This window comes from Algiphilus sp. (assembly GCF_965216485.1).
In the GTDB taxonomy this organism is placed as follows: Bacteria; Pseudomonadota; Gammaproteobacteria; order Nevskiales; family Nevskiaceae; genus Algiphilus.
Genome location: NZ_OZ244162.1, coordinates 925,085 through 945,054 on the forward strand (window position 1 = coordinate 925,085; position 19,970 = coordinate 945,054).

The following is a 19,970-nucleotide window of genomic DNA, read 5'->3' on the forward strand; positions in this document are numbered from 1 at the left end:
CCAACGGCGTAGTCGAGATGTCTAGGCCGCGACGCGCTAGTGGAGGACGGCGCGCTGCAGGGGTGGCTCGTCGAAGGGCAGATTCATGAAGCGGCGAAAGAAGGCGCCGTGTTGCCGGGTGTCGACCAGAGTTTGCAGGCACTGCTGCGCCCATTGCGCAGCCGGGCCGTCCATGGCGGGGGCGAGCCGGCGGACGGTGCAGCCCAGCGCGAAGCGCGCCTTCTCGTGCTCGCCGTACTGCGTGAAGCTTTCCGCGAGATAGATGCCGGAGAGGGTGACCTTGGTGACACCGAGTCGCGGATCGACGATGCCCTCGCGCAGCGCCGCCGCCAGCAGATCGAAGGCGCATCCCACGTAGGGAATGGCCTCGCGCCAGCGACGGAGTTCATAGTGGGATCCGGCGCTGGCCATCCAGTCGAACCAGGTGGCGGTGATGGTTTCGGCCGGTTCGCTCAACAATGCATTGCGGTGCGTGGGGCAGAGGAAATGCATGGGGTACCTGTTCCTGGGTGGTCTCGGAACAGTAATGCGAATCGTTCGCATATGCAAACAAAGCGCAAAAAGAGACCCGCAGTTTTGGCTGCGGGTCGCGTGCTGCCGCGTCTTCTTTTTGCTGGGAGCTAGTGCTCCACGAAAGCGCGTTCGAAGACGTACTGACCGACGTCGCCGATGTGCTTGGACTGCTGGAAGCCGCGCTCGTCCAGGATGTCGCGGAACTCGGCGAGCATGCTTGGGCCGCCGCAGATCATGGCGCGGTCGTTCTCCGGATCCAGTGGCGATAGGCCCAACTCGCGCTGAATGGTCCCGTCGGTCAGATGCTGGGTGAGGCGGCCTTCGTGCTTGAAGGCTTCGCGGGTCACGGTGGGGAAGTAGTGGAACTGCTCGCGGATGATGTCGCCCAGCAACTCATGCTCGCGCAGGTCGTGCTCCAGGTAGTCGCGATAGGCCAGGTCGGCGACGTGGCGCACGCCATGGCAGAGCACCACATGGTTGAAGCGTTCGTAGGTGCGCGGGTCCTTGATGATCGACAGGAAGGGGGCGAGCCCGGTACCGGTGGCAAGCAGATACAGATTCTCACCCGGGTGCAGATCGTCGATCAGCAGAGTGCCGGTGGGCTTTTTGCTGAGCAGGATTTCGTCGCCGGGCTCCAGGTGCTGCAGGCGTGAGGTCAGAGGGCCGTCAGGCACCTTGATGCTGAAGAACTCCAGGGTGTCCTCCCAGTTGGCGCTGGCGACGGAGTAGGCGCGCATCAGCGGCTTGCCGTCGACTGGCAGGCCGACCATCAGAAATTGCCCGTTTTCGAAACGCAGGCTCGGATCACGCGTGGTGGTGAAACTGAACAGGCCGTCGTTCCAGTGACGGACGTCGAGTACTTCTGCGTTTAAGAACTTATTCATTGGATAATTTTCGGCGTAATGCTTAAGTCTTATATTGTATGGGAATGGATCGCAATTCAATCCCCCGTCTAGACGAGGTCGTGGCGTCGCATCGCGCACCCTTGCCAGATATGCGAGCCTGAAGCCGAGTCGCCGTGGGGCCTGCACGGCCGCGCGTCGCTATCATGGCGCGCGCTTTCGGTACGTCATCTGACTTTTGAAATGCCGCTTTGTTCTTTGCCACCCGATTTCGAGGACGCATGACCCGCTGCCTGCACGCCATCCGCCATGTCGCCTTCGAGGACCTCGGCAGTCTCGAAGCACTCGCGCATGCGCGCGGCTTCAACGCGCAGTACACCGAGGCCGTCGACCTGCCCAGAGACGGCTTCGCCTGGGACACTGTGGACCCCGTGGTCGTGCTTGGCGGGCCGATCGGGGTCAACGATGCGGCGGACTATCCCTGTATCAATGAGGAGCTTGCGGGCCTGCGCCGTCGGCTGTCGCACGGTCTGCCCACGCTGGGTATCTGTCTCGGCGCGCAGCTCATGGCCGCCGCGCTGGGCGCGCAGGTGCGCGCCACCGGGCGTCAGCACGTTGGCTGGTGGGCGCTCGAGGGCATCGCCGCGGATGCGCCGCTGGCTCCGCTCCAGAATCTGCCGGTATTGCACTGGCACGGCGATACCTTTGATGTGCCGCGCAATGCCCGACGACTGGCAGCAACGCCACAGGTTCCCAACCAGGCCTTTTCGATGGCCGATCACGCCATTCTCGGCTTGCAGTTCCATCTGGAAATCACGCCGCGGGCAATGGAGCAATGGCTCATTGGCCATCGCAGCCAGCTCGGACACATGGGACTGTCGCCGGCCGAGCTGCGCGCGCAGACCGCGCAACACGGTGCGGCGCTGGAGCACGCTGCGCACCGCATTTTCGGCCCCTGGCTGGACGCGGCACGGTGAGTGCTCTGCTGCTGGTTGCCGCCTGCCTGGCGGCGGGCGTGCTGGTGGCGCGCCTGCCCCATCCAGCGGGACTGGTTGCCGCTTTCAACTGGTGGGTGCTGAACATCGCACTCCCGGCGCTGGTGCTGGTGCAGATCACGCAGTTGCAGTGGTCGGCAAGCCTGCTGTGGCCTGCCGTGGCCATGTGGCTGGTTTTTGGCGGCGCGTGGCTGTACGTCGCGCTCCTTGGGCGCGTGGCGGGCTGGCAGCGTGGGGAGATTGGTGCGCTGGTGCTCACCTGTGGTCTCGGCAATACCTCCTTCATCGGCTATCCCTTGATCGAGGCCTTGCGCGGCGAGACGGGCCTCGGTATCGCCGTGGTGGCCGATCAGCTGGGGAGTTTCCTGCTGCTGTCCACGCTTGGGCTGTTCGCTGCGGCGTGGTACGCGGGAACGCACGTGGCGCCGCGTCAGATGCTGCGTCGAGTCGTGACCTTTCCCGCCTTTATCGCCCTCGTCGTCGCGGGCCTGTTGGTTGCCGGCGGCATCGAGCTCAGCGAAACCGTGCGCGGGGTGCTTGGTCGCCTCGGGGATACGCTGACGCCGCTGGCGTTGTTTTCGGTGGGGCTGCAACTGCAGTTGCGCATGCGTCGCGAGGATGCTTCGCGCGTTGCCGGGGGGCTGGCCTGGAAGCTTGTGCTGGCACCGCTCATGGTGCTCGCGGTGACCCTTTGGATCGCCCCCGATGCCACAGTGGCCGCGGTCACCGTCATGCAGGCGGGTATGGCACCCATGATCACGGCCGGCATTCTGGCGCAGCAGTATGGCCTCGCCCCCGTGCTTGCCAATCGCGTGGTGGGTTATGGAATCGTGCTGTCGCTGGCCTCTGTGCCCTTCATTCACTGGATGATGTAGCCCGATGAGCACGGCAATCATTGGCGCCGGGCCCTGCGGCCTGGTTGCCGGCCGCTTGTTGCAGGCTGCGGGCGAGCCGGTCGTGTTGTTCGACAAGGGGCGTGGCTTCGGGGGGCGCATGGCCACGCGTCGGCATGCGTCGGGTTGCTTCGATCATGGCGTGCCGGGCTTCCGAATGAATGATGCGGGCTGGAATGCCACTCTGGCGCGATGGCATCAATGTGACGTATGCGCGCCGGTGGAGCTTGGCGGGATCCAGCACTGGACCGGCGTGGGCGGCATGTCGGCCATCGGTCGCTGGCTGGCGCGTCCGCTTGAGGTGCGTCGCGCCACGCATGTGGCTGCCGTGTCCTCCGAGGGCGAGCTGTGGGATGCTCAGCATCAGTCGCTGGGGCATTTCGACCGCGTGGTGATCACGGCGCCTGCGCCGCAGGCGGCGGAATTGGCAGACAGAGCCGCACCCGACTGCATCGCGTCACTGCGCCAGGTGCACTATGCCCCCTGCTGGACCCTGATGGTCGGTCTGCGCCGGCCGCCGAAGGCCGTGGGGGCGGTGCCGCAGCCACTGGCTCAGGTCATTCGTGAAACCACCAAGCCGGGTCGCGGGCACACCGGGGAGTGCTGGGTGGCGCACGCCGATTCGGCGTGGAGTACAGCCCACCTTGAGGCGTCGGCGGACTGGGTGCAGTCCATCCTGTGGGACGCGTTCCAGGGCATAGTCGGAATGGGGCATCGCGATGCCATGCATGTAGCCACGCACCGGTGGCGCTACGCGCGTGTCACGCGTCCGCTAGAAGGTCCCGGCTATCTCGCCAGCCCACAGGCGCCAATTTTCTTCGCCGGTGACTATTGCCTGGGCGACGGTGTGGAATGCGCCTTTCGTTCTGCCGAGGCGGTGGCGGCGGCCGTACTCACCACCACCGGCCGCTTTCCTCAGGGCGACACCGCGATTCCAAAGTAGCTGAGCGCGGCCCCGGCACTCAGGATCTGGCGCAGCCGCCAATAGTCGATGGCGTGCAGTCCGCGGCGTGCCATCCAGGCATCCATGCAAAAGAGGGCGGCGAAGAGGGCGGTGAGCGCCAGTCCCGCCGGTGTCTTGGACAGGAAGGTGATGCCCCACGCCGCCAGTGCCGCGACAATGGCGAGCAGGAGACGTCCGTCGGGTGCGGCGTCGCCGGGGGCATACAGCGCCAGCCCCCAATGCGTACCGGCCATGAAGGCGGCAATGATCGCTCCGTAGCTCAGCGCGGCTGCCTGAAGCGGGACCGCCATGGCTGGAGGCAGCGCTGGGGCGAAGGCACCCGCAGCCATGGGAATCAGTCCTGCAAGGCCGAGAATCCAGACAAGGCGCATACACGTATAGGACGCTTGGAGGGATGCACAGTCTAGAGGTCCGCCCCTGCCCGCGTGCGTATTCTGCTTGTGTCATAAGACAAACTGAGACAGGCTGAGACAAGTGCGACATGTCTAACACGAACTCTCTACATTTACCGCACTAGAACGCAGATAAACGATGAAGAGGCAGCAATGAATCAGACGGATCAGGTTTTGTCTCAGCACCCCATTCAGGTGGCGGCCCGTCGCAGCGGCCTGTCCACCCACGTCATCCGGGCCTGGGAAAAGCGCTATCAGGCGGTGGCGCCGAAACGTTCGGGCACGGCGCGTCGGCTGTATTCCGATGAAGAGGTCAATCGTCTCAGTCTGCTGCGGCGAGTTACCGAGGCGGGCTGGCGGATCAGTGACGTGGCAGGACTTGAAGACGACAAACTGAGCCAGCTGCTCAAGGATGAAGGCATTCCGACTTCGCGGCCGGTGGTGCAGCCGCCCGAGCTGGAAGCACCTACTCCCGAGGCGCTGGTGAAGCTGGCGCTGGATGCCACCGCCCGGCTCGACGGTGTGCAGTTCGTGCAGATCATGGAGCGCGCCACGGCGCTGCACTCCACGCCCGTGGTCATGGAAGAAGTCATCAAGCCATTGATGGTGGCCATCGGAGATCGCTGGCGCATGGGGCGCATGCGGGCCTGTCATGAGCACTTTGTGTCGGCCCATCTGCGGTCCTTCCTGGGCGATGTGCTGTCGCAGGCGATGACGGTGAGCGATGGGCCCGTGCTGCTGGTCACCACGCCCTCGCATCAGACGCATGAAATCGGCGCCATGATGGTGGCGGTGACCGCCGCCCGCGCGGGATGGCGCGTCATGTTTCTGGGGCCTAGCCTTCCGGCCGACGAGATTGCCTTCGCCGCGGATGTGACGCGGGCTCGCGCGGTGGCGCTGTCGATCAGTTATCCGGCGGATGACCCGCGCCTGCCGGCACAGCTGCTGCGGCTGCGCTCGCAGCTCGCGCCTGGAACGCCGGTCTTCGCGGGCGGCGCCGCGGTGGACGGCTATCGCCGCTCGCTGGATCAGATTGGCGCCATCATTCCGAAGGATCTGGTCTCCTTCGACCGCGATCTGGAATCACTGCGCCGCGTGCGCGACTGACGCGCCGTGGTCAGGACGGCCGGCGCGAGGCCCGCTCGCGCTGGCCGCTCTGCGCGAAGCTGCGCAGGAACTCCATCTGGTCGGCCAGGATGCGGCGATTCTGCAGAATCAGATATTCCGCCAGATTGGGCGTGAACGGGATCGCGAGCAGTTTCATGCCGGCCTGCTCGGGTGTACGGTCATCCTTTGCCTGATTACATCTCCGACAGGCTGTGACGCAGTTCTCCCAGACATTGGCGCCACCGCGCGACACTGGCACCACGTGGTCGCGGGTCAGTTGCGTGGTAGGAAACTGGTTGCCGCAGTAGAGACAAAGATTTTCGTCGCGCTGGAAGAGCGTGCGGTTGTTGAGCAATGGCACGCCTTTCTCGAACCGCCGGGAGCGGTCCGCAACCGCAATGATGGAGCCGATCTCAAAGCAGGAACGCACGCCCAGTGCGTTGACACCGCCGCGGATGGCAAAACGCTCCTGCCCCGCCTCCCAGCAAACGCGTTCGCGGGCGTACAAGGTTGCGGCGGTCTGCCAGTTGATCCAACCGACCGGCAAACCGCCGGCATCAAGTTTGAGGATCGCCGGTATCGCCATGGCCTTGCCTTTCTCCTGCGGTCATCGTAGCTGATCCCGTGCTCGGAGGGATAACCGCCGGGCATTGTCAATATGCTGCCCAGCGCCAATGACGCTTCTATGAAAAAGGGGGTGCCACGGGTGGAGACGACAAGCAGCCGTCGGGGCGCGCGCGACGTTGAGCGTGTGCTGCTGATCAGGATAGCGGGGCGCCAGACCTTGGCGCGCGCTGGAGCGGGTGATGGGAATCGAACCCACGTCATCAGCTTGGGAAGCTGAGGTTCTACCATTGAACTACACCCGCCAATCGCGGTCACCAGCTGTGCATTCTACCGTGTGCCTGATGACCATTGCGTCGTCAACGGCATGCGGGCAGCGTCTGGTGCTCAGTTATGATGCGCCGCTGTCTTCCGGAAACCAAGTGATTTCGTGCCAATGGTCGCAATAGTCCTCAATGGCGATTCGCGCGAGGTGCGCGAAGGCCAATCGATCGCTGCCCTGCTCGATGATCTCGGCTTGGGTGCCCAGCGCGTAGTGGTCGAACACAACGGCGATATCGTCGCGCGGACCGCCTATCAACAGGTTCAACTGCAGGCGGGCGACACCGTCGAAGTCGTGCGCGCGATCGGCGGCGGCGAAGAGGCCGCGAGCGCGGACCGCTGGACCGTGGCCGGCCGCAGCTTCGGATCACGTCTGTTGGTGGGCACCGGCAAGTACCGGGACCTGACACAGACCCGAGCCGCCATCGACGCCTCCGGCGCCGAGATCGTGACTGTCGCACTGCGTCGGACCAACATTGGTCAGGATGCCGACGCGCCCAATCTGCTCGACGCTGTGCCGCCCAGCGAATTCACCATCCTGCCCAACACGGCAGGGTGCTATACCGCCGACGAGGCCGTCCGGGTCTGTCGACTGGCGCGCGAATTGCTGGACGGGCACACCCTGGTCAAGCTCGAGGTGATCGGGGATCCGACCACGCTGTATCCGGACGTACCGGCGACGCTGGCTGCGGCCGAAACGCTGGTAGCAGAGGGCTTCGAGGTCATGGCCTACACCAGTGACGATCCGGTCATGTGCCGACGGCTGGAAGAGGCAGGCTGCGTGGCGGTGATGCCGCTGGCGGCACCCATCGGTTCCGGTCTTGGCATCCAGAACCACTACAACCTGATGACTATCCTGGAACAGGCCAACGTACCGATTCTGGTGGACGCTGGCGTCGGGACGGCCTCCGATGCCGCGGTGGCCATGGAACTCGGCTGCGACGGCGTGCTGATGAATACCGCCATCGCCGAGGCCAAGGACCCGCTGGGCATGGCACATGCCATGAAGCTGGGTGTGCAGGCTGGCCGCGCCGCCTTTCTCGCCGGCCGCATGCCACGCCGGCGCTTTGCATCGGCGTCTTCACCCATCGAAGGTGTCGTGCGGTGACCACCGCTACCGGCGACACCATGGAGCGTCCGGACGCCGTGGCACCGCTACGTCGCGTGCGCAGCTTCGTGAGGCGCGAGGGCCGCATGACGCCCGCGCAGGCCGATGCGCTAGAGCGTCTGTGGCCGCGCTACGGTGTAAAGCTGAGCGACGCGGGGCAGGTGCAGGCGCGCTTTGTGCAGCCGGCACCGCTGACGCTGGAGATCGGTTTCGGTAGCGGCGAGGCGACGCTGTGGCGCGCGCAACAGGATCCGGCGCGTAACGTGCTGGGCATTGAAGTCCATCGCCCCGGGGTCGGCGGTCTGATGCTGCGTGCCGCGCAGGCCGGCATCGACAATCTGCGCGTGGCCTGTACCGACGCGGTCGAGTTCATCGAGGCCATGCCGTCGGCCAGCATCGAGACCGCGATCATCGAGTTCCCCGACCCGTGGCCCAAGAAGCGTCACCACAAGCGCCGTCTCGTGCAGCCGGCCTTTGTGGCCACCCTGGTCGAGCGCATCGCCCCTGGCGGCAACCTGCTGCTGGCCACCGACTGGGCCGACTACGCCGAGCATATGCTTGAGGTGCTTGAGGCGGTTCCGGCGTTGCGCAATGCGGCGCCGGCGGGACGCGGCTACGCGCCGCGCTCGGCCATGCGCCCGCCGACGCGCTTCGAGGAACGCGGCCTCCGGCGCGGTCACAGCGTCTTCGATCTGGCCTATCGCCGTGTCTGAACGCCATCCTGTCATCGCCGTCACCGGGTCGAGCGGTGCCGGGACGAGCACCTTCATGCAGGTGTTCGAACGCGTCGCGCATCAGCTGGATCTGCACATCGCCTTCGTCGAAGGCGATGCCTTCCACGCGTATGACCGCGAACACATGCAGGCGGCGGTGTCGCGGGCACGCATTCGTGGTGAAAATTTCTCGCACTTCGGGCCACAGGCAAACCTGCTCGACAAGCTGGAGGCGCTGTTCGCCAACTACGGCCGCAACGGCACCGGCAAGACGCGCCGCTATCTGCACACCGAGGCGGAAGCCATTGAAGCCGGGCAGCCGGTGGGTACCTTCACGCCCTGGGAGCCGCTGCCGCCGGACAGCGACATGCTGGTCTATGAGGGCCTGCACGGCGGCGTGGTGACCAACGAGCTGAACATTGCCCAGCACGTCGACCTGCTGATCGGCGTGGCGCCCATCGTCAATCTTGAGTGGATCCAGAAGATCCGCCGCGATACCGGCGAGCGGGGGCACGACCCGGAGGAAGTCACGCGCACGATCCTGCGCCGCATGCCGGATTACGTGAACTACATTTCCCCCCAGTTCTCGCGTACCGACATCAATTTCCAGCGGGTACCGCTGGTGGATGTGGCCAATCCCTTCATGCGTGCCGATATTCCGAGTGCCGAGGAAAGCGTGGTGGTGGTCCGCTTTGCCGAGGGCAGTCGTACACGGCCCGACTTCGCCGAATGGCTTGCGCGCATTCCGGGTGCCTTCGCCACCCGCTCGGACACCATTGTGGTGCCGGGGCCCCAGCAGCCATTGGCCATCGAACTCATCCTGCGGCCGGCGGTGGAGCAGCTCGCCGCGCGCCGCGCACAAGCCTTAGGAGCATCGCGTGGAATACCGTCAGCTAGCACATAGCGATCTGGAAGTCAGCCATATCTGCCTCGGTACGATGACCTGGGGCGAACAGAACACCGAGGCCGAGGCCTTCGAGCAGCTTGACTATGCGCTGGATAGGGGCATCAACTTCATCGATACCGCTGAGATGTATCCGGTGGCGCCGCGCGACGAGACCCAGGGCGCGACGGAAAGCATCATCGGCAATTGGCTGGCACGCCGCGGCGGGCGCGAGGATATCGTGCTGGCGAGCAAGGTCACCGGGCGCAGCCAGATGCACTGGATTCGCGGCGGCCCACGCCTGACCCGGCAGCAGATCGTGGAAGCCTGCGAAGACAGCCTGCAGCGCCTGCAGACCGACTATCTCGACCTGTATCAGGTGCACTGGCCCGATCGCGCCACCAACTTCTTCGGCAAGCTCGGCTATCAGCACCGCGAGGAAGAAGACGTCGCCGAGATCAGCGAAACGCTGGGCACCCTGGCCGAGCTGGTCGAGGCCGGCAAGGTGCGCTACATCGGTATTTCCAATGAGACCCCTTGGGGGCTGGCCGAATACCTGCGGCTGGCGGAGATCCACGGCTGGCCGCGCGTGGTGTCGATCCAGAATCCGTACAACCTGCTCAATCGCAGCTACGAGATCGGCCTGTCCGAGTTCTCCTATCGCGAGGGTGTCGGCCTGCTCGCCTATTCCCCGCTGGCCTTTGGCGTGCTGTCTGGCAAGTACCTGGACGGCCAGCGACCGGAAGGGGCGCGCATCACGCTGTTCGAGCGGTTTTCGCGCTACAACGGCGAGATCGCCGAGGCCGCCACCCGTGCCTACGTCGAACTGGCGCAGGCGCATCGGCTGGACCCGGCGCAGATGGCGCTGGCCTTCGTCAACTCGCGTGGCTTCGTCGCCTCCAACATCATCGGCGCGACCACGATGGAGCAGCTCAAGCGCAACATCGACAGCCACAAGCTGTCGCTGGACGCCAAGGTACTGAAGGGTATCGAAGCCATTCATCAGCGTTATCCGAACCCCTGTCCATGAGCACGGCGCGCCGCGTTTTGGGGCTCCGTGACGCCTGGGTGAACCGGGTATCGGGGCCGCGCTGGCTCTAATCCCGGCGGATTCAGCCGTTTGTCTGCATTCTGCTGCAGCCCGGTTGCGCCATGCCCAGCTCGGGTCTATAACGGAAAGACCGACAGAAATCGACACGCTCTTCTCGCCGTGTCGAGTGGAGGTACGTATGGCGGACTGGATGCGCGATCTCGCGGTTGGTCAGTGGTACGAGATGGGCCAGGGCCCGGTTGAGGTCATCGGAATCGATGTCGACAACGAGGTCGTGCTGGTGCAGCACTTCGACGGAGAGCTCGAGGAATTCGACTTCGACGCCTGGATGGAACTGCGCGCGCAGCCGATCGCCCCGCCCGAGGACTGGACCGGTGCCATGGGGTGCACCCGCGAGGAGGTCGACGACGGCGTATCGGATGTGCCGCGCGCCGGGCGCTGGGACAGCGCGCTCGACATTCTCGATCAGCGATTGAACTAGCCCACAGCCTGCCGCTCGCGTCGCCAGTACCAGGCAGCCAGGGCGACCGCAGGCAGTCCAAGGGCGGCGGAGCACAGAAACATCCCGGCGTAGCCGATGCTGTCGACCAGCGCGCCGCTGAAGCCGCCCGCCACCTGGCCCGGCAGGGTCATCAACGAACTGAACAGCGCGTACTGCGTGGCGGTGTAACCCACCCGCGTCAGGGATGACAGGAAGGCAATGAACACGGCGATGGCCACCCCGCCGGTGAGGTTGTCGGCGACGATGGTCGCGATCAATCCATAGCGCTCGGGGCCAAGGCCGGCCAGCCAGACGAAGACCAAGTTGGTCACCGGCGCCATCACCGCAGCTCCGAGCAAAACGCGCGGAATGCCGAAGCGGGCCACCAGCAGTCCCCCCATGGCGGCGCCGCTGAGCGTGACCGCCAGCCCGAAGGCGGCGGCGATATTGGCGATCTCCCCCTTGCTGAAGCCCAGGTCGAGGTAGAAGGGGTTGGCCATGACGCCCATGAAGATGTCGCTGATACGGAAGGTCCCGATCAGCACCAGGATGGCGGCGGCATGCCAGCGATAGCGTGCAAAGAACTCGGCAAAGGGGCAGACCACGGCGCCGATGAACCAGGCGCGCAGATCGCGTTGCCAGCCGGTGTGGTGGGTGCGGTCGAGAAAGTCGACCACCCGCTGCTCCAGCGCTTCGCTGTTGGCGTCGCGCGCGACCTCGGGCTCGCGCACGATCAGCGTGCAGCCGATGCCGACCAGCATGAGCGCCGCCATGCCGCCGTAGGCGAGGGACCAATCGCCGATCTCGGCCAGGTGCAGGGCGCCGGCCCCTGCGGCCAGCAGCGCGACGCGGTAGCCGAAGACATAGGTCGAGGCCATCGCGCCCTGCATGGTGTCCGGCACCGCCTCGATGCGGTAGGCGTCGATGGCGATGTCCTGCGTGGCCGAAGCAAAGGCGGTCAGTACCGCCAGTGCCGCCACCAGCGCCAGCGCATTGCTCGGATCGACCAGGCTCATGCCCAGCAACGCGCCCGCGATACCGAGTTGGGTGAGCAGCATCCAGCCGCGGCGCTTGCCCAGCAGACGGGTGAACAGCGGGATAGGAAGACGGTCGACCAGCGGTGCCCAGAAGATCTTCAGGCTGTGCGCGAGTCCGACCCAGGACAGAAAGCCGATATCGGTTCGCGAGACGCCAAGATCGCTCAGCCAGGCGGAGAATGTGCCGCCCACCAGTAGCAGCGGGAGTCCTGCGGAAAAGCCCAGCAGGGCCATGCCGATGACGCGCGGATGCGCATAGACGGAGAGCGCTGCGCGCCAGCCTGCCGTCCCGGGCTGCCTCAAGCAGCGCTCCGCAGCGCCGGTGCCGCGTAGTCGCCGATCAGTGGCGCGTGGTCGGACAGCTTCTGGTCCTTGTACACCCGCATCGCCTGCAGTAGACCCGCGATGCCCGGGGTGCAGATCTGGTAGTCGATGCGCCATCCGACGTTGTTCTCGCGTGCCCGACCGCGCTGTGACCACCAGGTGTAGCCCTCGTCGGCCTCGTCCGGATAGAGGCTGCGGAAGGCGTCCACCCAGCCCAATTCATCGAAGACCGTATCCAGCCAGGCGCGCTCCTCCGGTAGAAAGCCGGAATTCTTGCGGTTGCTGCGCCAGTTCTTCAGATCGATCTCGCGGTGGGCAATGTTGACGTCGCCGCAGACGATGTAGTCCCGCCCCGAGGCGTGCCAGTCGCGCAGGATGGGGGTGAGCCAGTCGAGCACACGGTATTTCTCGTCCTGCCGTTCCTGCTTGGAGGAGCCGGAGGGCAGATACAGGCTGACCACGGACAGATTGCCGTAGCGCGCTTCCAGGTAGCGGCCCTCGTCATCGAAGGTGGCGTCTCCCAGTTGGTCGAGGACCTGGTCCGGCGCGCTGCGCATGTACAGCCCGACGCCGCTGTAGCCGGCGCGGCTGGCCGGGTTGAGCGCAATGTGCCAGCCGTCGGGGCGGAATTCGGGCTGGGCGTCGAACTGTTCCTGCGTGATGCGGGTTTCCTGCAGGCAGAGAACATCGGTGCCGGATTCCGGCAGCCAGTCGAAGAGACCTTTGCGCGCACTCGCGCGCAATCCGTTGCAGTTGAGGGTGACGATGCGCACGGCACTTTTTAGCGAAAATGCGGCCCGGCAGTGTATCCACTCTCAGCCAGGAAGGCCGCATGAAGCCCTACCAGACCGATTTCATCCGCCTCGCGCTCGACGCCGAGGTCCTGCGTTTCGGGGAATTTGCACTGAAATCGGGGCGCATCAGCCCCTATTTCTTCAATCTCGGTGCCATTGCCTCGGGCGGCGCACTGGCGCGGCTGGCCGAAGCCTATGCCGCCGCCTATCGCGACGCCGCCCTGGAGGCGGATCTGCTGTTCGGTCCGGCCTACAAGGGCATTCCGTTGGCGGCCACCGTGGCCACCGCGCTGGCGGGGCAGGGCGTGGATCTGCAGTTCGCCTACAACCGCAAGGAAGTGAAGGACCACGGCGAGGGGGGGCAGTTGGTGGGGGCGGCACCGCGCGGCCAGCGGGTGGTCATCGTGGATGACGTGCTGACGGCGGGCACGGCACTGCGCCAGTCGGTGGAATTGCTGCGCAGCGAGGGCGCCGAGCCGGTGGCCGCGATGATCGCGCTGGATCGCCAGGAGCGCGGGGCAGGTGCTGCCTCGGCGGTGCAGGAAGCCGAGCAGGAACTCGGCCTGCGCGTGGTGCCGCTGGTCACCGTCAACGAGGTCATGGCGCATCTGCGTGATGCTGGCATCGCCCCCGAAGCACTCGCGCAGATGCGCGATTACCAGGCGCGCTACGGCATCTGATCGTGGACGTCGCGACGGTGCAGCGGCTGCGTGCTGCATGATGGAGCCATGAACGAGCCTTCGCCTTCCCGATCCGAGCACTCCCACCACGGCCTCTACAGCCTGGGCGAGGAGATTGCCCACAGCGTGACGCACGGCCTGGGGGTGGTGGCGTCCATCGTCGGTCTCTGCGTGCTGGTGGCCTTTGCTGCCCTGCACGGCGGTCCGACCGAAATCGTGGCCGCGGCCGTCTTCGGCAGCACGCTGATTCTTCTGTACACCGCCTCCACGCTGTATCACAGCATCCCCTTGCCGCAGACCAAGTCCGTGCTGCGCGTGATCGATCATGCGTCGATCTATCTGCTCATCGCCGGAACCTATACGCCCTTCACCCTGATCACCCTGGCCGGGCCTTGGGGCTGGTCCCTGTTCGGCATCGTATGGGGGCTTGCCGCCCTGGGTGTGGCCTTCAAGCTGTTCTACACCGGGCGCTTCGAGGCGCTGTCGCTGATCATTTATGTCGCCATGGGGTGGTGCGGTGTGGTCGCCGCGCAGCCAATGCTCGAGGCATTGCCTCTGCCCGGCTTATGGCTGCTGCTGGCGGGCGGGCTGGCCTATACCGGCGGTGTGGTGTTCTATGCCATGAAGCGGCTGCGCTATCACCATGCGATCTGGCATCTGTTCGTCCTGGCAGGCAGCGTGCTGCACTACTTTGCGGTGTTGCTGTATGTGATTCCCCGCGCTTAGCTGCAATGGCTTGACGCGGGCGAACGCAGTTGCAGCACACCCTGCCTTGGCGCCACTCTCCGAGCCTGAGTCCCAGTAAACAAACAGGTGATCCATGACATCGTGTCGTGCGGTGCGCGTGGCGCAACACAGCCTTCTTGCCGTCTTGATTGGACTGGCCGCAGTGCACGGCAACGTGTCAGCCCAGATGGCGTCCGAGGAAGCCAATGGCGGTCGCTATACCTTCTCATGGCCCTACGCGGCGGAGGATGCACTCAAGCCGCGCGGCGGCACTACCCAAGGGCCGCCCGTGACGCGGGTCACCGAAACGACGGAGGCCTTCCAGCGGCTGCAGGCCGAAGACCTGTCCAAGTTCGAGCGCGATCGGCGCGCCATCCTTGCCATGGCCGGGGGCTACCGGGCCAGTTTCGACTTCCTGGAAGTCGTGGGCTATCCGGCAGACTACACGCCGACCGCGCCATACCAGAGCTGGGGAACGGAATACGTCTACGTGATTGCGGACGAAGGCGACTTCATCTCGCTGCAGCATCTGCTGGTAATGTCAATCATCGATGACGAGGGCGAGGTGCGCGGCCCCTTCATCAACAAGCACTGGCGCCAGGACTGGCACTTTGAGGCTCCTGAGGCCCATACCTATCGCGGTGCAAATACCTGGCAGCGCACACAGCGCAGCAAGAAGGCGCGAGCCGGGCAATGGCTGCAGACCGTCTGGCAGGTGGATGACTCACCGCGCTATGCGGCCTGGGGCGCATGGCAGCACGAAGACGAATACTCCACCTGGCAAGGTGGACAGACCTGGCGCCCGCTGCCGCGGCGTGAGTACTCGGTACGTGACGACTACGATGCCCTGGTCGGGATCAACCGCCAGACCATCCTTCCGACGGGCTGGGTGCACGAACAGCGCAACGAGAAAGTGGTGGTGCCGTCGCTCGATCGCATCACGCAACGCCTCGCCACGGAGTACGGCATTGCGCGCTATGACCGCATCAAGGACTACGACTTTTCCGAGGGTGACGCCTACCTGGAGGCGACCGCCGCCTTCTGGGGGCAGGTGCGTGACTATTGGGATCGCCTGCTGGCCGATAACGAGTCACTGCACCTGAAGGCGCAGTCCGACCAGGCATCGCTGTTTCTGCCGCTGTTCCGGCGCGCTAGCGAGATCGCCGATGGCGCGGACTACGCTTCGGAAGCGAATGCCGCTTTCGTGCGTGACACCATCGATGGCTATCTCGCAGAGAAGCCGCAAAAGGGGGCGGGATACTAGCGGGGGCTGTCGCAGTCACTAAGCAAAGACGAAGCCCTTCTCCCGCTGGCGGGAGAAGGGTTGGGATGAGGGTGGAGTCGCGTAAGCGGCTTGTGGCGGGGGTACCGAGGCTACTTGCGTCGTCGGGCGCCGCAGTCACTACACTCGGACATCCTGTCTTCGTCAAGTGACTCCGGCTCGGGCCCTCCTTGGCCCGAGCGTTCGGCGCGCTGCGAAGTGCCACTGGCACTTCGGTGACAGCGGACCCGCAGTCACTAAGCAAAGACGAAGCCCTTCTCCCGCTGGCGGGAGAAGGGTTGGGATGAGGGTGGAGTCGCGTAAGCGGCTTGTGGCGGGGGTACCGAGGCTACTTGCGTCGTCGGGCGCCGCAGTCACTACACTCGGACATCCTGTCTTCGTCAAGTGACTCCGGCTCGGGCCCTCCTTGGCCCGAGCGTTCGGCGCGCTGCGAAGTGCCACTGGCACTTCGGTGACAGCGGACCCGCAGTCACTAAGCAAAGACGAAACCCTTCTCCCGCTGGCGGGAGAAGGGTTGGGATGAGGGTGGAGCCGCGTGAACGGCTTGCGGCGGGTGCCCTGAGGCTACTTGCGTCGTTGGCTGCCGCAGTCACTACACTCGGACATCCTGTCTTCGTCAAGTGACTCCGGCTCGGGCCCTCCTTGGCCCGAGCGTTCGGCGCGCTGCGAAGTGCCACTGGCACTTCGGTGACAGCGGACCCGCAGTCACTAAGCAAAGACGAAGCCCTTCTCCCGCTGGCGGGAGAAGGGGTGGGATGAGGGTGGAGCCGCGTGAGCGGCTTGCGGCGGGTGCACTGAGGCTACCTGCGTCATCGGGCGCCGCAGTCACTACACTCGGACATCCTGTCCTCGTCAAGTGACCCGGCTCGGGCCCTCCTTGGCCCGAGCGTTCGGCGCGCTGCGAAGTGCCACTGGCACTTCGGTCGCGCCTCACCCCCGTATTAGCGTTCCCACGCCTTCGTCGGTGAACAGTTCGAGCAAGACCGCGTGCTCGACGCGACCGTCGACGATGTGCACAGCCCGCACGCCACTGCGCACCGCGTCGAGCGCGCAGCCGATCTTGGGCAGCATGCCGCCGTGGATGGTGCCGTCGCTGATCAGGCCGTCGACTTCGTGCGTGTCCAGCCCGGTCAGCAGGTTGCCCTCGGCGTCGAGGACACCGCGGATATTGGACAGCAACATCAGCTTCTCGGCCTTGAGCACGCTGGCGATCTTGCCGGCGACGGTGTCGGCATTGATGTTGTAGGCCGCGCCGTCCTCACCTACGCCCACCGGAGCAATGACGGGGATGAAGCCACCAGCTTCCAGGTGCGTGATGACCTCGGGATCGATGGAGGCGACTTCGCCGACCTGGCCGATGTCTTCGCCGTCGGAGTCCAGCTTGCGGGCGCGGATCAGGCCGCCATCCTTGCCGGTCAGGCCCACGGCGCGGCCGCCTTGCTGGTTGATGGCCGACACCAAGGCCTTGTTGACGCGTCCACCGAGCATCATCTCGACCACATCCATGGTCTCGGCATCGGTCACGCGCAGACCGTTGACGAAACGCGAGGCAATGCCGAGGCGTTCGAGGTGCTGGCCGATCTGCGGACCGCCGCCGTGCACCACGACCGGGTGGATGCCGACCAGCTTCATCAGCGTGATGTCGCGCGCAAAGCTGGTGGCCTGGGCCGGGTTCTCCATGGCGTTGCCGCCATATTTGACGACCACGGTCTTGCCGGCAAAGCGCCGGATGTAGGGCAGCGCTTCCGTCAATACGCGGGCGACCTGCATGGCCGCGTCCGGTGTCAGTGCCATTACTGTCTCCCCGAGGAACCAAAGCCGCCGTCGCCGCGCAGGCTGTCGCCAAACTGGTCGACGGTCCGGAAGCGCGCCTGCACGACAGGAACGATGACGAGCTGCGCCACGCGTTCGAAGGGCTCGATGGTGAACGCGGCGTTGCCGCGATTCCAGCAGGAAATCATCAGCTCACCCTGGTAATCGGAGTCGATCAGGCCCACCAGGTTTCCAAGCACGATGCCGTGCTTGTGGCCGAGCCCCGAACGCGGAAGGATCAAGGCGGCCAAACCCGGGTCGGCGATGTGGACCGCGAGGCCCGTGCGCAGCAGCTCGGTCTGGCCGGGCTGCAGCGTCAGTGCCTCGTCGAGCAGGGCGCGCAGGTCGCAGCCCGCCGATCCCTCGGTGGCGTGTGCGGGCAGGGTGGCGCGTGGGTCAAGGACGCGCAGTTCGATGTCGGTCATGCCGTAGGGGGTGTGGTGAGGTTGTGGGCGATGTGCGCCACCATGCGCCGGGCCAGGTCGCGCTTGCTGCCCTTGCCGAGGTCGGTTTCGCCCTGTGCCGAGAACAGGATCAGGTGATTGTCTTCCTGATCGAAAGCGCGACCGTCGCCCACCAGGTTGCCGGCGACGAGCTGCAGGCCCTTGCGTTGCAGCTTGCCGCGGGCGTTCTCGGCCAGGTTCTCGGTTTCGGCGGCAAAGCCCACCATATAGAGATCGGGCTGCTCGCCGCGGACGCGCTGCAGGATGTCCTGCGTGCGTTCGAGGGCGATGGACAGGGTGGCGTTGTCCTTCTTGATCTTCTGCGATTCCGCCTGTGCCGGCCGGTAGTCGGCCACGGCGGCGCAGCCGATGAACAGATCTGCCTCTGCCGCGTGCCGGCTGGCCGCTTCGGCCATGTCGGCGGCGGACTCGACATCAATGCGCTGCACGCCGTCCGGCGTATCCAGATGCACCGGTCCGGCGACCAGGGTCACCTGCGCCCCGGCGCGCGCCAGCGCATCGGCCAGCGCAAAGCCCATGCGCCCCGAAGAGCGATTGGACAGTACCCGCACGGGATCGATGGCCTCCCGCGTCGGGCCAGCGGTGATCACCGCCCGGCGTCCCTGCAGCGGCTGATCGAGGGCGCCGAGCTGCCGTGCGATGGCGGACAGCAACTCCGAGGGCTCCACCATGCGCCCGTCGCCGACCTCGCCACAGGCCTGATCGCCAGCCGCCGGCCCGATGATCTGTGCACCGCGCGCACGCAGTCGCTCGACGTTGTCGCGGGTGGCGGGATGCGCCCACATCAGCCGATTCATGGCGGGTGCCAGCAGCAGCGGGCGATCCGAGGCCAGGCACAGTGTGGAGAGCAGGTCGCTGGTCATGCCCGCGGCCAGTCGCGCCATGGCATTGGCCGATGCTGGCGCGACCACGACGCAATCCGGCCAGCGCGCCAGCTCGATATGGCCCATGGCGGCTTCGGCGTCTTCATCCCACAGGCTCTGGCGCACCGGATGACCGGACAGGGCCTGCAGCGTGACGGGGGTGATGAAGCGGGCGCCGCCCGCGGTCAGTACAACCTGCACTTCGGCTCCGGCCTTGCGCAGCAGGCGGACCAGCTCAGCGGACTTGTAGGCGGCAATGCCGCCGGTCACCCCGAGCAGAATGCGGTGTTGGCTGAGGCTGATGTCAGGCATGCGCGCATGGTAGCGCAAGGGCGTGCAAGGCCGGCCGCTTGGCGCCGGCGGCGGGAGTCGCTACCTTTGAGTTACTCAGGGGAAATGAAATGAGCATCCGCGACTGGCCCGAGACCGAACGACCGCGTGAAAAGCTGCTGGCCCGGGGGGCTGCCGCGCTCAGCGATGCCGAGTTGCTGGCCGTCTTTCTGCGAACCGGGGTCGCCGGGCTGAGTGCCGTCGATCTGGCGCGGGAACTGCTGTCCACCTTCGGTGGCTTGCGCAGTCTGCTGAGTGCCGACGTGGAGCGCTTCTGTGCGGCCAAGGGTCTGGGTCGCGCCAAGTTTGCCCAGTTGCAGGCCGTGCTCGAGTTGTCCCGCCGCCATCTGGCGGAGGAGCTGCGTCGAGAGGGCGTGTTGCGTGATCCCGGCAGTACCCGGCGCTTCCTGCAGGCACGCCTGCGCGACGAAGCCCGGGAGCTGTTCGGCATGCTGCTGCTCGACAACCAGCACCAGGTGCTCGCCTTCGAGGTTCTGGCCATGGGCACCATCAATGCGGCGGCGGTCTATCCGCGCGAGGTCGTCAAGGCGGCGCTGCGTCGCAATGCAGCAGCGGTGATCTTCGCGCATAACCATCCGAGCGGGGTCGCCGAACCCTCCGCCGCTGACCGTGAACTCACCGACCGTCTGATCACGGCACTGCGCACGGTCGACATCCGTGTCCTGGACCACGTCATCGTCGGCGAGCACTGCGTCAGCTTTGCCGAGCGCGGCCTGCTCTAGGCGCATGTCGTCTTGCCAAAGTGGAGGGCTTTTGATATAAAGCCGCGCTCTTTCGCCAGCGGGCCTCGCTTGCCCGCCCTGATCCGAG

At 65.6% G+C, this 19,970-nt stretch carries 22 protein-coding genes and 1 tRNA gene; 13 read left to right on the forward strand and 10 right to left on the reverse strand.

Annotation, left to right across the window (positions count from 1 at the left end; all coding sequences use genetic code 11):
• Positions 1 to 36 precede the first annotated feature (36 nt).
• Positions 37 to 492, reverse strand: a complete 456-nt coding sequence (locus ACOOFO_RS04225) for a hypothetical protein (RefSeq protein ID WP_420428413.1) — start codon at positions 490 to 492, stop codon at positions 37 to 39.
• A 128-nt stretch (positions 493 to 620) separates the two neighbouring features.
• A complete protein-coding gene (locus ACOOFO_RS04230; RefSeq protein ID WP_420428414.1) occupies positions 621 to 1,397 on the reverse strand; it encodes a ferredoxin--NADP reductase in 777 nt (258 codons plus the stop codon).
• A gap of 239 nt (positions 1,398 to 1,636) precedes the next feature.
• Here ACOOFO_RS04230 and ACOOFO_RS04235 point away from each other — a divergent pair, with 239 nt between their 5' ends.
• From ACOOFO_RS04235 to ACOOFO_RS04245, 3 genes are read left to right on the forward strand one after another with little or no spacing between them, the layout of a single operon-like run.
• Positions 1,637 to 2,332 (forward strand): glutamine amidotransferase, encoded by a 696-nt coding sequence (locus ACOOFO_RS04235; RefSeq protein WP_420428415.1) that lies wholly within the window; start codon positions 1,637 to 1,639, stop codon positions 2,330 to 2,332.
• Positions 2,329 to 3,225 (forward strand): AEC family transporter, encoded by an 897-nt coding sequence (locus ACOOFO_RS04240; RefSeq protein WP_420428416.1) that lies wholly within the window; start codon positions 2,329 to 2,331, stop codon positions 3,223 to 3,225. The genes ACOOFO_RS04235 and ACOOFO_RS04240 overlap by 4 nt, the downstream gene beginning before the upstream one ends.
• Before the next feature lie 4 nt (positions 3,226 to 3,229).
• Positions 3,230 to 4,186, forward strand: a complete 957-nt coding sequence (locus ACOOFO_RS04245) for an NAD(P)/FAD-dependent oxidoreductase (RefSeq protein ID WP_420428417.1) — start codon at positions 3,230 to 3,232, stop codon at positions 4,184 to 4,186.
• Here the strand turns inward: ACOOFO_RS04245 and ACOOFO_RS04250 are convergent.
• Positions 4,159 to 4,578 (reverse strand): DUF3429 domain-containing protein, encoded by a 420-nt coding sequence (locus ACOOFO_RS04250; protein ID WP_420428418.1) that lies wholly within the window; start codon positions 4,576 to 4,578, stop codon positions 4,159 to 4,161. The genes ACOOFO_RS04245 and ACOOFO_RS04250 overlap by 28 nt on opposite strands.
• Before the next feature lie 174 nt (positions 4,579 to 4,752).
• Here ACOOFO_RS04250 and ACOOFO_RS04255 point away from each other — a divergent pair, with 174 nt between their 5' ends.
• Positions 4,753 to 5,706, forward strand: coding sequence for a MerR family transcriptional regulator (locus ACOOFO_RS04255; protein WP_420428419.1), 954 nt, complete (start codon positions 4,753 to 4,755; stop codon positions 5,704 to 5,706).
• 10 nt (positions 5,707 to 5,716) lie between these two features.
• Here ACOOFO_RS04255 and ACOOFO_RS04260 read toward each other — a convergent pair whose 3' ends face one another.
• Together ACOOFO_RS04260 and ACOOFO_RS04265 are read right to left on the reverse strand one after the other, a co-directional pair.
• A complete protein-coding gene (locus ACOOFO_RS04260) occupies positions 5,717 to 6,292 on the reverse strand; it encodes an HNH endonuclease (RefSeq protein WP_420428420.1) in 576 nt (191 codons plus the stop codon).
• Between the two features lie 209 nt (positions 6,293 to 6,501).
• A tRNA-Gly gene (locus ACOOFO_RS04265) sits at positions 6,502 to 6,575 on the reverse strand.
• 131 nt (positions 6,576 to 6,706) lie between these two features.
• Between ACOOFO_RS04265 and thiS the strand changes: the two genes are divergently transcribed.
• The 5 genes from thiS (at position 6,707) to ACOOFO_RS04290 (ending at position 10,827) form a co-directional block, all read left to right on the forward strand.
• Entirely contained in the window at positions 6,707 to 7,699 is a 993-nt protein-coding gene (thiS, locus tag ACOOFO_RS04270; RefSeq protein ID WP_420428421.1) for a sulfur carrier protein ThiS, read from the forward strand.
• Complete coding sequence (trmB, locus tag ACOOFO_RS04275) at positions 7,696 to 8,412, forward strand: tRNA (guanosine(46)-N7)-methyltransferase TrmB (protein ID WP_420428422.1); 717 nt, start codon at positions 7,696 to 7,698, stop codon at positions 8,410 to 8,412. Before thiS ends, trmB begins: the two co-directional genes overlap by 4 nt.
• Positions 8,405 to 9,316: a phosphoribulokinase gene (locus ACOOFO_RS04280; RefSeq protein ID WP_420428423.1), complete on the forward strand. Its 912-nt coding sequence runs from the start codon at positions 8,405 to 8,407 to the stop codon at positions 9,314 to 9,316. Before trmB ends, ACOOFO_RS04280 begins: the two co-directional genes overlap by 8 nt.
• Positions 9,291 to 10,325: an NADP(H)-dependent aldo-keto reductase gene (locus tag ACOOFO_RS04285; RefSeq protein ID WP_420428424.1), complete on the forward strand. Its 1,035-nt coding sequence runs from the start codon at positions 9,291 to 9,293 to the stop codon at positions 10,323 to 10,325. Before ACOOFO_RS04280 ends, ACOOFO_RS04285 begins: the two co-directional genes overlap by 26 nt.
• 199 nt (positions 10,326 to 10,524) lie before the next feature.
• On the forward strand, positions 10,525 to 10,827 hold the full coding sequence (locus ACOOFO_RS04290) for a DUF6763 family protein (protein ID WP_420428425.1): 303 nt from the start codon (positions 10,525 to 10,527) through the stop codon (positions 10,825 to 10,827).
• Here the strand turns inward: ACOOFO_RS04290 and ACOOFO_RS04295 are convergent.
• Both ACOOFO_RS04295 and ACOOFO_RS04300 read right to left on the reverse strand, forming a co-directional pair.
• Positions 10,824 to 12,167 (reverse strand): AmpG family muropeptide MFS transporter, encoded by a 1,344-nt coding sequence (locus tag ACOOFO_RS04295; protein ID WP_420428426.1) that lies wholly within the window; start codon positions 12,165 to 12,167, stop codon positions 10,824 to 10,826. The two genes, ACOOFO_RS04290 and ACOOFO_RS04295, sit on opposite strands and share 4 nt — an antisense overlap.
• The gene (locus ACOOFO_RS04300; protein WP_420428427.1) at positions 12,164 to 12,961 is read right to left on the reverse strand and encodes an exodeoxyribonuclease III; all 798 of its coding nucleotides are present in this window, start codon (positions 12,959 to 12,961) and stop codon (positions 12,164 to 12,166) included. Before ACOOFO_RS04300 ends, ACOOFO_RS04295 begins: the two co-directional genes overlap by 4 nt.
• A 59-nt stretch (positions 12,962 to 13,020) precedes the next feature.
• On the opposite strand from ACOOFO_RS04300, the gene pyrE reads away from it, so the two are divergent.
• The 3 genes from pyrE to ACOOFO_RS04315 all read left to right on the forward strand — a co-directional run bounded on the left by pyrE (position 13,021) and on the right by ACOOFO_RS04315 (position 15,652).
• Positions 13,021 to 13,662 carry an orotate phosphoribosyltransferase gene (pyrE, locus tag ACOOFO_RS04305; protein WP_420428428.1) on the forward strand — a complete coding sequence of 214 codons (642 nt, stop codon included), beginning with the start codon at positions 13,021 to 13,023 and terminating at the stop codon, positions 13,660 to 13,662.
• A 48-nt stretch (positions 13,663 to 13,710) separates the two neighbouring features.
• Positions 13,711 to 14,388 (forward strand): PAQR family membrane homeostasis protein TrhA, encoded by a 678-nt coding sequence (gene trhA, locus ACOOFO_RS04310; protein WP_420428429.1) that lies wholly within the window; start codon positions 13,711 to 13,713, stop codon positions 14,386 to 14,388.
• Between the two features lie 94 nt (positions 14,389 to 14,482).
• The gene (locus ACOOFO_RS04315; RefSeq protein ID WP_420428430.1) at positions 14,483 to 15,652 is read left to right on the forward strand and encodes a DUF6607 family protein; all 1,170 of its coding nucleotides are present in this window, start codon (positions 14,483 to 14,485) and stop codon (positions 15,650 to 15,652) included.
• 948 nt (positions 15,653 to 16,600) lie between these two features.
• Here ACOOFO_RS04315 and argB read toward each other — a convergent pair.
• Genes argB through coaBC form a run of 3 tightly spaced genes read right to left on the reverse strand, consistent with a single transcriptional unit; the run spans position 16,601 to position 19,121 of the window.
• On the reverse strand, positions 16,601 to 17,464 hold the full coding sequence (gene argB, locus ACOOFO_RS04320) for an acetylglutamate kinase (protein ID WP_420428431.1): 864 nt from the start codon (positions 17,462 to 17,464) through the stop codon (positions 16,601 to 16,603).
• Positions 17,464 to 17,907: a dUTP diphosphatase gene (gene dut / locus ACOOFO_RS04325; protein WP_420428432.1), complete on the reverse strand. Its 444-nt coding sequence runs from the start codon at positions 17,905 to 17,907 to the stop codon at positions 17,464 to 17,466. The genes argB and dut overlap by 1 nt, the downstream gene beginning before the upstream one ends.
• On the reverse strand, positions 17,904 to 19,121 hold the full coding sequence (gene coaBC / locus ACOOFO_RS04330) for a bifunctional phosphopantothenoylcysteine decarboxylase/phosphopantothenate--cysteine ligase CoaBC (RefSeq protein WP_420428433.1): 1,218 nt from the start codon (positions 19,119 to 19,121) through the stop codon (positions 17,904 to 17,906). The genes dut and coaBC overlap by 4 nt, the downstream gene beginning before the upstream one ends.
• An 89-nt stretch (positions 19,122 to 19,210) precedes the next feature.
• Between coaBC and radC the strand changes: the two genes are divergently transcribed.
• Entirely contained in the window at positions 19,211 to 19,882 is a 672-nt protein-coding gene (gene radC / locus ACOOFO_RS04335) for a RadC family protein (protein ID WP_420428434.1), read from the forward strand.
• Positions 19,883 to 19,970 lie beyond the last annotated feature (88 nt).